At 69.2% G+C, this 12,759-nt stretch carries 12 protein-coding genes; 6 read left to right on the top strand and 6 right to left on the bottom strand.

Going from position 1 to position 12,759, the window contains the following annotated elements:
- Positions 1 to 44: 44 nt before the first annotated feature.
- Together ACFY3V_RS33325 and ACFY3V_RS33330 are read right to left on the bottom strand one after the other, a co-directional pair.
- Positions 45 to 575: a hypothetical protein gene (locus ACFY3V_RS33325; RefSeq protein WP_389779059.1), complete on the bottom strand. Its 531-nt coding sequence runs from the start codon at positions 573 to 575 to the stop codon at positions 45 to 47.
- Positions 576 to 819: 244 nt separating this feature from the next.
- Positions 820 to 1,686 carry a class I SAM-dependent methyltransferase gene (locus ACFY3V_RS33330; RefSeq protein WP_362903657.1) on the bottom strand — a complete coding sequence of 289 codons (867 nt, stop codon included), beginning with the start codon at positions 1,684 to 1,686 and terminating at the stop codon, positions 820 to 822.
- A gap of 169 nt (positions 1,687 to 1,855) precedes the next feature.
- Here ACFY3V_RS33330 and ACFY3V_RS33335 point away from each other — a divergent pair, with 169 nt between their 5' ends.
- Positions 1,856 to 2,809 (top strand): LysR family transcriptional regulator, encoded by a 954-nt coding sequence (locus tag ACFY3V_RS33335; RefSeq protein WP_389779061.1) that lies wholly within the window; start codon positions 1,856 to 1,858, stop codon positions 2,807 to 2,809.
- 140 nt (positions 2,810 to 2,949) lie between these two features.
- On the opposite strand, the gene ACFY3V_RS33340 is transcribed toward ACFY3V_RS33335, so the two are convergent.
- On the bottom strand, positions 2,950 to 3,903 hold the full coding sequence (locus ACFY3V_RS33340; protein ID WP_362903661.1) for an NAD(P)-dependent alcohol dehydrogenase: 954 nt from the start codon (positions 3,901 to 3,903) through the stop codon (positions 2,950 to 2,952).
- Positions 3,904 to 4,149: 246 nt separating this feature from the next.
- On the opposite strand from ACFY3V_RS33340, the gene ACFY3V_RS33345 reads away from it, so the two are divergent.
- Positions 4,150 to 4,524 carry a VOC family protein gene (locus ACFY3V_RS33345; RefSeq protein ID WP_362903663.1) on the top strand — a complete coding sequence of 125 codons (375 nt, stop codon included), beginning with the start codon at positions 4,150 to 4,152 and terminating at the stop codon, positions 4,522 to 4,524.
- A gap of 48 nt (positions 4,525 to 4,572) precedes the next feature.
- Here ACFY3V_RS33345 and ACFY3V_RS33350 read toward each other — a convergent pair whose 3' ends face one another.
- The gene (locus ACFY3V_RS33350; protein ID WP_389779064.1) at positions 4,573 to 5,367 is read right to left on the bottom strand and encodes a neutral zinc metallopeptidase; all 795 of its coding nucleotides are present in this window, start codon (positions 5,365 to 5,367) and stop codon (positions 4,573 to 4,575) included.
- 170 nt (positions 5,368 to 5,537) lie between these two features.
- Between ACFY3V_RS33350 and ACFY3V_RS33355 the strand changes: the two genes are divergently transcribed.
- The 3 genes from ACFY3V_RS33355 to ACFY3V_RS33365 all read left to right on the top strand — a co-directional run bounded on the left by ACFY3V_RS33355 (position 5,538) and on the right by ACFY3V_RS33365 (position 9,902).
- Entirely contained in the window at positions 5,538 to 5,669 is a 132-nt protein-coding gene (locus ACFY3V_RS33355; RefSeq protein WP_362903667.1) for a hypothetical protein, read from the top strand.
- Between the two features lie 62 nt (positions 5,670 to 5,731).
- Positions 5,732 to 8,065, top strand: coding sequence for a hypothetical protein (locus tag ACFY3V_RS33360; protein ID WP_389779066.1), 2,334 nt, complete (start codon positions 5,732 to 5,734; stop codon positions 8,063 to 8,065).
- Positions 8,066 to 8,348: 283 nt separating this feature from the next.
- The gene (locus tag ACFY3V_RS33365) at positions 8,349 to 9,902 is read left to right on the top strand and encodes an amidohydrolase family protein (protein WP_389779068.1); all 1,554 of its coding nucleotides are present in this window, start codon (positions 8,349 to 8,351) and stop codon (positions 9,900 to 9,902) included.
- 61 nt (positions 9,903 to 9,963) lie between these two features.
- Here the strand turns inward: ACFY3V_RS33365 and ACFY3V_RS33370 are convergent, their stop codons facing one another.
- Positions 9,964 to 10,896: a TetR/AcrR family transcriptional regulator C-terminal domain-containing protein gene (locus tag ACFY3V_RS33370; protein WP_389779070.1), complete on the bottom strand. Its 933-nt coding sequence runs from the start codon at positions 10,894 to 10,896 to the stop codon at positions 9,964 to 9,966.
- A 207-nt stretch (positions 10,897 to 11,103) separates the two neighbouring features.
- Between ACFY3V_RS33370 and ACFY3V_RS33375 the strand changes: the two genes are divergently transcribed.
- On the top strand, positions 11,104 to 11,934 hold the full coding sequence (locus ACFY3V_RS33375; RefSeq protein ID WP_389779072.1) for an alpha/beta fold hydrolase: 831 nt from the start codon (positions 11,104 to 11,106) through the stop codon (positions 11,932 to 11,934).
- 110 nt (positions 11,935 to 12,044) lie between these two features.
- On the opposite strand, the gene ACFY3V_RS33380 is transcribed toward ACFY3V_RS33375, so the two are convergent.
- On the bottom strand, positions 12,045 to 12,590 hold the full coding sequence (locus tag ACFY3V_RS33380; protein ID WP_389779074.1) for a MarR family winged helix-turn-helix transcriptional regulator: 546 nt from the start codon (positions 12,588 to 12,590) through the stop codon (positions 12,045 to 12,047).
- Positions 12,591 to 12,759 lie beyond the last annotated feature (169 nt).

Below are 12,759 nucleotides of genomic sequence, written 5' to 3' on the forward strand. Positions count from 1 at the left end.
GGGCGCCGCCTCCGGCGGTCCTCCGACCCGACGGCGAGGGAAGGTCAGGGGTTGACCAGGCCCACGGCGAAGGAGAGGTCGTCCAGGGTGAACTGGCTGATGCCGGTCATCCGCAGCGCCTGCGCCCGCACGGTGTAGGTGCCGGGACCCAGCGGCGGGGAGAACCGCTCCAGGGAGTGCGCCTCCTCGGCTCCGCCGGGTGTGTCGAACCTGTAGTCGGTGCTCGTGACAGGGTTGAGCTCCACCGTCGTCCCCGTGGAGTTGACGGCCACGATCCGCACCGAGCACCAGCCGGCAGGATCGCCGACGCAGATGGACTCGGCGGTGAAGCGGGCGTCAACGAACCGGGTGGTGCCCGCGGGCACCGTGACGCTCGTCACGGCGGTCGGGATGTTCGACCATGTGGCGACCGTCTGGACGGTCCACGGGGTGCTCTCCCCGGTGAAGAACTGGACGCTGGTCTCGGTGCCGCCCTGGGAACTGGCGACGGCGCCGGCCGTCCCTGTCAGGGCGAGCGCGACGGCGAGGGCCGTCAAGGTGGGCGTGATCCTCCGGGTCCCGAAGAGCTTGGACATCGGGTTCCTTTCCGTGGTGCCGCCAGACCCTGTGCCGACGGCGGTGAGCTCACACTCACGAGCCGTACGGGTCGTCGAAAAGGGGTGCCTGAACTATCCGTACAGTCCCGTACACGCCCACGACCTCGGCCACAGACCGCTCACTACCGGAGAGCAGGCGGAATCCCGGCGTGGAGCCGGGTCAGCGGGGCCACCGGCATCGAGGTCGAGGAATCAGACCCGGTCCGGCGCGAGCTCGGAACGGTCACCGTTCGGCGGTGACCAGCCAGAGTTCTCCGCCCAGGTGGACGCCTTCGGGACCCGCGTGCGGTCGCAGCGCGTCCTCCAGAGCGGTTCTGGCGGCGTCGGGCGTCATGACCGCGTCGTCGGGGTCGTCGAGGATCGCACGGACCGGGCCGGTGCCGAGGAAGAAGTCGGCGGCGCTCGCGGCGTCCCGGCCGAAGAACAGCGGGACGTCGGCGGAGGTCGCGGTGACCGCCCGGAATCCGGCCGCGCCGAGTACGCTCTCGATCCTCTCCCGGTCGGCGAGCGAGAACATTCCGGGTTCGTACGCGTTCGGGGACGGCGTGGAAGGCCCGGCCGGAGGGGACGACGCGGGAGGCCCGGCCAGAGCGGAGATCGGAATGGTGTACCACTCGCATCGGGCCATGTGCCGCGGGCACACGAAGACGAGACGGCCGGTGGGTTTCAGTGCGCGGCCGATGTTGGCGAAGGCGGCCACCGGGTCGGCGAAGAACATGATTCCGAACCGGCTGACGGCCACGTCGAACTCACCGTCGCCCAGGGGGTGTACCTGGGCGTCCCCTTCCTCGAACCTGAGGTTGACGAGTTCGGCTCGGGCCTGGTCGGCCCGGGCCCGTTCCAGCATCGGCCGGGAGAGGTCGAGACCCACGGCGTACCCGCGGGACGCTTGACGGGCCGCCAGGATGGTCGTCTCGCCCGCCCCGCATCCGACGTCCAGGACCCGATCCGTTTCCCCTATCGCCGCGGCCTCGAACAACAGCCGGTGCAGGGCGGTGTTGCGGCCCGTGATGCGGTCCGTGCTCGCGGCCCAGTGGGCTCCTTCGGGCCCGTTCCATGAATTCGCCTGCGCGGCGTTCGAGAGGGACATGAATCTCCTTTTCCGGTGGGTCGTTCGTTCGGGATGCTGTGGTCGACGGTCATCGGGCGCCCCCGCGATTCCCAGGATCATCCAGGAGTGATATGCGCACCACTGCGGATCTCCTATGGGAGACATGCACGGCCTGTATGGCAGGACGATCGGAGAGGAGGATTTGCCCATGCTTGACCCCTGGACGTTGCAGGTGATGGTCGAGGTGGAGGAACGCGGTTCCTTCTCGGCGGCGGCCGAAGCCCTGTCGATGACGCAGCCGGCCGTGTCACGGCAGATCGGCGGTCTGGAGCGCAGGCTCGGTGTGCCGCTCTTCCGGCGCACCGCGCGCGGTGTCAAGGCGACGGCGGCCGGTGAGATAGTCGTCGATCAGGCGCGGGACGTGCTGGCGCGTCTACGGGCCCTGGAGATGCGGGTGGGCGCCTTCACCAGCGCCGAGACCGGGCATCTGCGCCTGTCGGCGTTCTCCAGCGCGAACACCTGGTTGATGCCGGAGGTCATCAGGCGTTTCAGCCGATCCCACCCCGGAGTGCGGCTGAGTCTGGTGCGGGAGGACGCCGCGGGGCCGATGGCCGCGATCAAAGAGGCTCGCGTCGACCTCGCCCTGGTCACCGCCTGGAGCCTGTACGCGGATCCGTCGGCGGCCAAGCACGACCCGTCGGCCGAACTCCTTGAGCCCGCCGACTTCACCGGGGTCGATCTGCTCCCGTTGCTGGACGAGGAGTTCCAGGTCGCCCTGCCCGCCGACCATCGGCTGGCAGGGCTTCGCCGGGTGTCGCTGTCCGACCTGTGCGACGAGGTGTGGATCGAAGGCGGTTACCCCGACTGCCTCGGCCCGATTCCCCAGCTCGCCGAAGCCCTGGGCAGACCCCCTCGGATCGGGTTCTTCTGCGAGGACTGGAACGGCAGGCAGGCCCTGGTCGCGGGCGGATCCGGCATCATGCTTGTGCCCACGCTGGTGCGGGGCGCCGTACACCCGGGGGTGGTGAGGAGGCCGACCGCGCCTTCGCTCCCTTCCCGCCGGTTGTACGCGGCCTCCCTGGCGCCGCCTTTCCGCCTCCCCGCCGTGACCGCGCTGCTGGACGTGATCGCCCGCGTGAGCCGCGAGCAGATCCCGGCCTGATCGACCGGGCTCTCTCGACGTCGCGGTCGGTCGCGGTACGCGGCGACCTCGCTCCGGGGGTGCGGGCGAGCCGTCGACGGCGGCACGGTCCTCGACGGCCTCAGGTCTCGCTGTGGAGGATCGATTCGGGCGTCGCGGGGTCAGTCGATCGTGATGACGAGCTTTCCCGGCGCGTTGCCCGTCGCCAGGTCGCTCACCGCGGTGGAGGTCTCCGCCAGGGGGTACGTACGCCCGACGGCCGGTCGCACGGTCCCGGCCTCGATGAGGTCGCGCAGCGTGTCCAGGTCGGCGGTGCGGGTCAGCGCGATCAGCGCGTCCAGGCGTTGGCGCGTGAACGGTGTGATCAGCCGGACGGTCAGCATCCGGCCGAGCCCGCCGAACCACCGGCCGCCGCCCTCGCCGCCGACGACGACGAGCCGGCCGCGCTCGGTGAGCAGCCCGCGCAGCAGGGGCAGCGGCCGGATGCCCGCGATGTCGACGACCAGGTCGTACGTTCCGGTGAGCGGCTCGCGCGTGTAGTCGATGACGGCCCGGGCGCCCAGCGACCGGACGAGATCGGCCTTGGCCGTGCTGCACACGGCGGTGACGTGGGCGCCGACGGCGGTCGCGAGTTGCGTCGCGAAGCTGCCCACTCCGCCGCCCGCGCCGATGACCAGCACCTTCTCGCCGACGGTGACCTGGCCGAGGGCCCGTAACGCGGTCACCCCCGAGGTGGGTACGGCCGCCGCCTCGGTGAAGCTCAGGTTAGCGGGTTTGCGGGCGAGCTTGGCCGGGCGGGCGAGCGCGAACTGCGCGTACGCGCCGGTCGCCTCGCCGTACACCTCGTCGCCGGGGCGAAACGCGGTCACGTTCGCGCCGACGGACTCCACGACGCCGGCCACGTCCATGCCCGGCACCCGGTTGCGGGGCCGGCGCAGGCCGAAGCCGGGGCGGGCGACGAGCGGCAACCCGGTCATGATGTGCCACACGCCGTAGTCGACGCCGGCCGCGTGCACCCGGATCAGCACGTCGTCGGCGCCGGGCGTCGGGGTCGGGACCTCGCCGAGACTCAGCGTGTGCGGCGGGCCGTACTCGTCCTGGACGATCGCCCTCATAGGGGGTCTCCTTCGGTGGTGGGGAACCGGAAGACGTCATCGAGTCCGACCCGGATCGGCCGGGCGATGGGGATGTAAAACAAAGCTGACATCAGCCAATGTAAAACGCCGCAGACATCATGTCAAAGTTTATTTACATGCGCGGCCATCGACGCCGTGACGTGCGCTGTTCGGCGTGTGGGTTCGACACCCGCCCATGCCGATGAGAGCGAGCGGTCGTCGCCGGCACACTGGCATGCTGTCGGTATGATCGGACGCCTCGAAAAGACCGTGATCGACTGCCCCGATCCGCGCGCTCTCGCGGAGTTCTACTGCCGGGTGCTGGGGATGAGGATCAACGAGGACATCGGCGGCTGGGTGGTCATCGGCGCGGAACCGGGCCTTCGGCAGGTGGCCTTCCAGCGGGCCGTCCCGTGGATTCCACCGCGCTGGCCCGACCCCGCGCATCCCCAGCAGATGCACCTCGACATCCGGGTGACCGACCCCGATCAGGCCGAGCGGGAATTACTCGCCCTGGGCGCCACCCGTGTCCCGAGTGAACACGAGTCGGGCTTTCGGGCCTTCACTGATCCCGTCGGTCACCCGTTCTGCATCGTCTTCGGTCGCCACAGCTCAAGCTGAGCCGCTCACCGCTGGGGCGCGCGCCGCGAGGGCGCATTCTCCTCCGTGTCAGGCGACGCGGGACGCCGGTGCGGTCCAGGTGTTGCACGCGGCCGGGGAGGCGCCTGCGAAGCCCCGCTGCAGCCAGGCGGCCCGGTTCTTGCCCGTGCCGTGACTGCGTTCCTTGTTGACCTTCTCATCGCCGCTGTCCCGGTAGTGGTCCACGACCTCCTTCCAGTCCTCGTCCCGGTAGTTCTGCGATGACCAGACACCGGCCATGAACGCCGCTCCCAGGCAGTCGGCCTGCAGCTCCAGGCGGCGGCTCTGCGTCAGCGCCTGCGCCTTGGTGCGGGCCGGCAGGTGGGCGTGGGCGTTCAATATGCCGGTGAGGTTCTGTACGTGGTGGGCGTACTCGTGTGCCATCAGATGCAGCATCACCGGGTCGGCAGGTGCTTTGACGGCATAGTCGCTGATCATGATGACCAGCCGCTGTCGGCTGGTGCAGTAGCGGCCGGTGTGGTACCTGCCCCATGCCGATCCGCATGCGCGGCCGGGCTTGGTCATGAACTGAATCGTCGGTTTCTTGAACGGCATGCCTGTCTTCTTCAACTGCTTGGACCATGAGGCGTTCAAGCAGCCCAGTATCGCCGTCAGGTGTTTTTTCGCGGCGGCGACACTGCCGGAGTCTTCGGGGTGCCGCGCACAGGGCAGCGTCAGTTTGCCGCTGCGATACAGCGGATTATGGGTCAATGCCTTGGTGCCGGTGGGAACCGGTGCGCCGATACCGGCGTCGGCGTGGGCGGTGCCGGTAAGCAACAGGCCGACCAGAACCCCGGCCGACAGGGCGATATGGGGGGTACGCATGAAGCGGAACTGTACAGCGCGAAGATCACGCCGACGCATCTGGACTTCCGCTGCCTGGCCGAGGGGGGCGAGACGACATTCTCGACCTGACGGTCGCGTCGGCCGAAGAATACGGCCTGGCCGTACGGGGCTGGCCGCGACCCGCGCGACAGAGAATGCGCGGACAAGGCGTGCCCGTCATCGACAACCCTTTCCTGGACGGCTTCTCTCTTTCCACCGACGACAAAACGGCCCACTACTCCCGCCTGTTGCGCAATATCCGGAAGGCGATCGGAAAAGCATCGAAATTCGCGATGCCTTGATCAACTTCCTGGTGACTCGCTATGGTTGGGCGCTTTGACCGCTCCGTCCCCAAGAGATGGCCATGCGTCGCTACCGTTTCGGCAGAATCGCCGCCCTGATCGCGCTGGGTTACCTCGTCTCGGTCGCCGTACTGGGCGCCTTCGCGCTCACCACCGACCGCGGTGATCTCCTTTGGAGAGTCGTCACCCGAGAGTCCGACATGGGCTGGTTCTTCGGCCCCGACAGAGAGACGGTCATTGTTCCGTGGGGGCTGGCGCTCGTCCTGATCCTCATCGGGGCGCTCCAGGCGTGGGCTCTGTGGCAGGTGCTGCGCGGGCGTGCCCGCGGTGAGCTGACACACCGGGGCAGGAAGGTCGGCCTGCTGCGACTCGCCCTGTACCTCGGCGTCGGCTGTGGCCTGCTCAGCATCGTCAGTACCCCGCTGGTCTTCGCACTGGAGATTTACTGGCTCTGGTCGGTGACGGGGATCGTCTCCGGTTTCGTGCAGTTGGCCGTCGCCTGGCTGTTCTTCCTGGTGCTCCGTGACATTGTCTCCCGCGGGCTTCGGCTGTTCTCACTCGTCGTCGGGAGCATCGCCTGCGTGAGCGGCATCGGCCAGGAGATCGCGGGCGTCTTCGATATGAGCTTCGTCGCGCAGATCCTCGCCCTTGCCAGAGGGTACGGATACGTCTGGCTGGCATGGTTCGTGTCGATTCTGATCGCCCAGGCCAGGGATCCTCGGTGGAGCGCGGCGACCGTCCGGATAGGCGTCATCGCGCAGATGGCGTTCATCCTCCAGCCCAACGGGGTCGTCTCCTTCGGCGACAACGGGTCCCTCGACATCCTCACGGTCTATACGCTCCTCGGCGCCGCCGGCGTCTTCGGGCTGGTGTGGAACGCCAGGACCGCTCATGAGTTGGCGAACCCTCTTCCGGGGTCGGTTCCCCGGCAGGCGCCTGCGCGGTCGGCGGCCAGGTGGTGGCCGCTGGCCGCCGCGGCGGTCGCGCTCCCGCTGATCCCCGCCGCCGTCAACCTCGCGTACGGCATGTACCACTGGATCGGCCCCAGGGGCGCGATCGAGGAGTTCGTCCGCAGGTACGGAGGCAACGGGCATGCTCTGACATGGCTCGCCCTGGACGTCTTCGTCGGTGTCGGCGGTCCCGCACTGCTGATCCTGGTCGCCGTCCTGCGCAGGACCCGCCCTCTCGTGCGATTCACGACGCGGGCGTTGACCGTCGCCGCGGCCGTGGGCCTCGTCAGCGCGCTCACGGCGACGCCGAGGTCAGGGGAGTCCGGCGACTTCTTCTACGAAGGCGCACAGATCTACCCGGAGGAGATGTTCACCCCGGGGAAGGACGGTGAGATCTTCTTCGGCATCTCACCGCTGTGGTACAGCGTGGCCTTGCTCGGCTCCGCCCTGCTCCTGGTGCTTCTGTACCCGGCCGCGCCCGCCCCGCGCGTACGCCGTCGCGTGCTGCCGGCCGTGCTCGCCACACTGGTCGTGCTCGGTTTCGTGCCCGCCGCGGACCAGGCCCGTGGCCTGGTCACCGCGGCCGAGGACTGCGGGCCACGCGAGACGTGGACGGGCGAGCCCGAGGAACCCGACCTCACCCGGGATCAGCGATTCGTGTGCTCCTTCCGGCAGGGAAATTTGGTGAAGTTAGCCGCCACCGCGCCCGACGCCGTGATCCTCGGCTACGCCCGCTGGCTGTGCGGTATCTACACCCGCAACGATCCCCAGGAGGTCGCCCGCCTTCAGACGACGGAGGGGTTGGAGCGCGATGACCTGACCTACCCGCTCGCGGAGATCTGCCCCAGCGCGGGCACCGTGGCCAAGGCCGCGGCCGCCGAACAGAGGCGGGAGGAGCAGGAGTGGGAGGACGACGCGCAGCGCATGTGCGACGCGACTCCTCGCCACCGCCCGCTCATCGAACCGGCCAAGGTGGTCCGCATGAAGGAACCGCAGTGGACGAACTACGGGGTCGTGGAGACGTACGAGCCGACCGAGGACGGCGGGGACCCGCACGACGACGGCCTGCTGGAAGGGGCTCAGGGCACCGGCCTGGTGGCCTCGACCCCCGGTCACCTGATGATCTTCACGCACCCCGACTTCGACCTCTGCGTCACGCTGGAGACCTACACCCACCGCCCACCGGTGGAGACGAAGGGCTGGGACCACGTCGTCGAGGTCGGTTACGAAAGCCCCACCGGAGAGATCGTGCTCAGGGACGATATGAGCGGCACCGAGTTTCCCGACCTGTCGCTCAACGGCCGTGCGGGACACTACCGGATCCGCGTGCACTACGACTGGTTCGATTGGAAGGGTGTGCACGAGAACGGCCAGCGTCTGCTGATCATGGCGTTCCCCGGCGAGGGGGACAAGCGGGTCACGTACCGGAAGCGTCCCATCCGGTGAGCACGCTTCCAGTCGCGCGGCATCCAAGGCTGTGGCGTTCTTGTCACCGTCGGCGTCCAGGGCCTTCGCCCGCCGGTCGGGTGGGGTACGGCGCGGTGGAGGTGGATGGTCGCCCGTCGGACGGGGAACCGGCCGGGGGTACACCGGGATTCCGGTCGCTACGGCAGGCCGCGGAGCGGGCACGGTAGGGCCCGCCTTACCTGTGATGACCTGTCTCCTTCATCGTGAACACGGCGCGACTCCAGAAAGCTGGTGAAAACCAACGGGGGCAAGGAGTCGCACGATGAAGAAGGATGTTTCCCGGCGAAGTGTGATCGCTGGGGCGGCTGCGACCGCGGTCGGGGCGCTGGTAGGGGGCGGCCGGGCCGCGCAGGCGAGCACCAGGGCGGTCGGGGGTGCGGAGGGTAAGGTCACCGCCGTCGTGCGGGTGACGGTCATCGACACGACGGGACGACCGGCGGCTCGTGACATGACGGTGCTGGTGCGGGGCGAGCGCATCGTCGCGGTGGGCCCGGTCCGGTCGGTGCCCGTTCCCGCGGGGGCGACCGTGGTGGACGGCACAGGCAAATTCCTCATCCCCGGGCTCGTGGACATGCACGTGCACTCCACGGAACTGGAGCGCACTTATCCGCCGCTCTACCTCGCCAACGGGGTCACCACCGTGCGGGAGATGAGCGCGAACCCGGCGATCAGTGCCTGGCGGCGTGAGGCGGAGGCCGGTACCCGTCTGGGTCCCCGGTACGTGATCGGCAGCCGCATGATCGACGGTGCGCCGTCGCTGTGGGAGGGGATCGGGCCGCCCTTCGTCAGCGTGGCCGGTCCGGAGCAGGCCCGTGCCGCGGTACGGCGGGAGAAGGCGGCGGGCGCCGACTTCATCAAGACCTACACGCGGCTCAGCCGGGCGTCCTTTCTCGCCCTGGCCGACGAGGCGCGCAGACAGCGGATTCCCATCCTCGGCCATGTGCCGGATTTCGTCCGCTTCACCGAGGCGAGCGATGCCGGGCTGCGGACGATCGAACATCTGTCGGCGGTCTGGTACAACACCTCTGACCAGGAGCGAAAGCTACGTCGGGCGATCACCGCGGTGCCGATCGGCCCGGGAGAATATGCCGGCTGGTACAACCGAATGCACCCCGTGGAGTACGCCGCCGCGCGCAGCTACGATCGGCGCAAGGCCGCCCGCGTCTTCGACCGCCTGGCGCGCAACCAGACCCGGTTGACGCCGACGCTGACCAACCACCGGGTCGTCGACACACCGTCGAGTGTGCGCACCGATGACCCGCGTCACCGCTATTTCCCCGCTCAGATACGGCAGTTGTGGGAGATGACCATGCGGGAGGTGTATCTGAAAGACCGTCCAGCGGAGCAGGCCGCGTCACGCAGGGAGCTTTTCGAACGCCGGCTGCGGCTGGTCGCCGAACTCGATCGCGCCGGGGTGCCGCTGCTGGCGGGCACCGATACCGGCACCTCGTATGTGATGCCCGGCTTCGGCTTGCACGACGAGCTGGAGCTGCTGTCCCAGGCAGGGCTCAGCGGCATGAGCATCCTGCGGGCGGCGACCCTGGAACCGGCGAGGCAGCTCGGGCTGCGTGACCACGGGACCGTCGAGCGCGGAAAGGTGGCGGACCTGGTGTTGCTGGACGCCGACCCGCTGCGCGACGTCCGCAACACGACGCGCATCGGCGCGGTGTTCGTTCGAGGCCGGTTGATCGATCGCGCACAGCGGCAGCGCATGCTGGACGATGTGATCACGGCCGCTCGGGAGGCCGTCCCGGCCGCGGCACGGGTGGCCGGCTGCGCCTGTCATCCCAGCGCTTCACCCGCGCTGCATCACTGAACATCCCGGCGCTTCACCCGCGTTTCATCACCGAACGTTCTCCACCGTCCCGGACCGCGCGTCAGGTCGCCCGCCCGAGCTCGCGGCGGCGGGCGTCGATGCCGTCGAGCAGGCGTTGCAGCCCGTACTCGAAGACCGCGTCCAGGTTGAAGTCGAACGGTTCCCGCGCGGCGTAGCCGAGTCCGGGATTGCCGGTGGAGGCCCACCGGCGCGGGCCGTCCTGGAAGTTCATCCAGTCGTCCGCCGACATCCCGGTGTCCTCTTCCGCCTGCGCCTCCGCGAGACGGACGAGCGCCATGCCGCGTACGTGCCCGAACAGGTTGATGTGCGTGCACAGCATGTCGTGCGCGCCGAACCCCATCGCGCGCAGTGTGCTGAGCGACCACTCGGCGATCGGCAGCACGTTGGGCATGAGTTGCGGGCGGCTCAGCGAGAACACCTCGGCGGCCCACGGGTGACGGCCGAAGACGGTCCAGAACAGGTGCGCGGCCGCTTCGAGGCGTCGTCGCCAGGCCGTCATCGGGATCTCGGGCAACCTGGCGCCGGCGAACACGCTGTCGGCCATTCGCAGCGTCAGGTCGTTCCTGTTCGGGACGTGGCGGTAGAGCGCCATCGTGGAGACGTCCAGGGCGACGGCCACCCGTCGCATCGTGACGAGCGGCAGCCCGTCGGTGTCGGCGATCCGTACGGCGGCCTCGACGATCTCGCGCTGGGTCAGCCCGGGGCGCCGTGTCCGCTCGCCGGTGGACGGGCCGGTCCTCCCGGTCGCAGGCTCGTCTCGCCGCCGGACGACGGTCCCGCGGCCCGGGACCGCCTCGACCAGGCCCGCCTCGCGCAGGGCGCCGAGGACCTTGGTGGCGGTGGCCATCGCGACCCCGCGGTCCCGGACGATCTGCCGGGTGGACGGCACCGGCCGGCCTTCCGCCAGTCGCCCGCTCCGGATGTCGCCGGCGATCTCGTCGGCGATGCGCAGATAGAGCGGTCGGTCTGTCATGACTCTCCAGTGCACTAGTGCGGTCGTGAGCCGACGGACCCCCGCACTACCCCGCTTTTCTGCGATGACATGCGAAGTGCACTAGCTCGCAGCGGTGCGAGGTGGTGGGGCTCCTTCGTCACTGCGTACATTGTAAGCACCGCTCGGGGGTGGGTCCGGGCGACGAGAGAAACGGAGAACACCATGTCTGGTCTGGACACTCGGTCGGTGACATCGGCGGACGGCACGCCCGTCGAATACCTCAGCGTGGGGTGCGGGCCCGATGTCATCGTGGTCCCCGGAGCGCTCGCGGTGGCGTCCGACCTCGCCGCCTTCGCCGGACTCCTGGCGGCCCGGCACACCGTGCACATCGTGCAGCGGCGTGGCCGTGGCGGCAGCGGCCCGCAGGGCGATCGGTACGGCATCGCGCGGGAGTGCGAGGACGTCGAGGCGGTACGCGCACGAACCGGTGCGCGGCTGATCTTCGGGCACAGCTTCGGCGGACTGGTGGCCCTGCGAGCCGCGTGTGAGACCTCGGCGTTCGACGCGGTCGCCGTCTACGAGCCCGGGGTGTCGGTCGACGGGTCGGTCCCGGTCGACTGGATCGAGCGAGCACGCGATGAGATCTCCAAAGGCGCGAACTTCGAGGCGTTCGTCACCTTCGCTCACGGGGCCAACCCCGATCAGACCGGACACCTTCCACGCCGGCTTTTCCGGATCATCCTGCGGTACGCGATCCCCCGCGCGGAGAAGCGGCAGAAACTCGCGCTCATGCCCCAGGCGATCAACGAGCACACCGAGGTGGGGCGGCTCGACGGCCGGTTGGCCGACTATCGTGAGATCTCCGCGACCGCTCTGATCATGCGAGGCAAGGGGCGTGACACCGCTCGGCAGAGCGTCGCCCTCGCCCGGTTGGCCGAGACGATTCCGCGCTCCGAGACCGCGACGTTCGGTACGCTCGACCACTTCGCGCCGGAGAAGAAGCCCGGCGAGATCGCGGATGCCGTCCTGCGGTTCTTCGCCGCGTACGTCCGGCCGGGTGTCCAGGCCGAGGGGTGACCCGTGGCTTCGGGGGAGCCGGGCCCGTCGCCCGCGTCGCCGTCTGCGGAGAGAACGTCGCCTGTGGAGAGAACGCACGCCTGCGACGGGAACGCCGCCTGGCCGGGGGGTTATGGCGCGGCGGTGGCCGAGGGAGGCGTGCGGCCCCTGCGTGAGGCGGCGGAGCGGGGCGGCTGGGTGCGCAGGTGGTCTCGGACGCGGTTCATGATGTCACCGAGGTGGTGCAGGTCGTCGTTCGCCAGCGGGTCGAAGAGCCGGCGGACGATCTGGATGTGGCCGGGCAGGACGCGTTCGACGAGAGCCCGGCCGTCGCCGGTGATGGTGACCAGGGTGGCGCGTTCGTCGTCGGGGCTGGGGCCGCGGGTGATGAGACCGGCCTTCTCCAGCAGCCCGGCCTGGTAGGTCAGGCCACTGCGGCTGTAGACGACGCCGTCGGCGAGCTCGGTCATGGTCAGCGGGCCGTCGTGATGGGCGAGGCGGGCCAGCACCTGGAACTGAACGTAGCTGATGCCGCCTTCGGCGCGTAGCTGCTGCTCGACCTGGTGCTGAAGCAGGCTGACAGCCTCCGTGAGCACGAAGTAGGCGCCCAGCTGGGCGGGATCGAGCGGCTGGACGTCCTCGGTTCCCGTACCGGCTTCCGGCTGGCTGTCGTTCATGCCCTCACGCTACATGTCGCGAATTCGAAGCAGTGTGACGATCGTCACACTCATGAGGGTGTCGCTTTGAATTCGAAGCAAGTTACCGTTCTTCCTGTGTTTCGACCTCGGTTCACAGCCTGTCCTCGCGGGACGGCCGGGGGGTAGGACCATCCGCATCCCCTGACTC

The sequence above is a fragment of the Streptosporangium sp. NPDC000095 genome (assembly GCF_042899335.1).
Lineage (GTDB): Bacteria > Actinomycetota > Actinomycetes > Streptosporangiales > Streptosporangiaceae > Streptosporangium.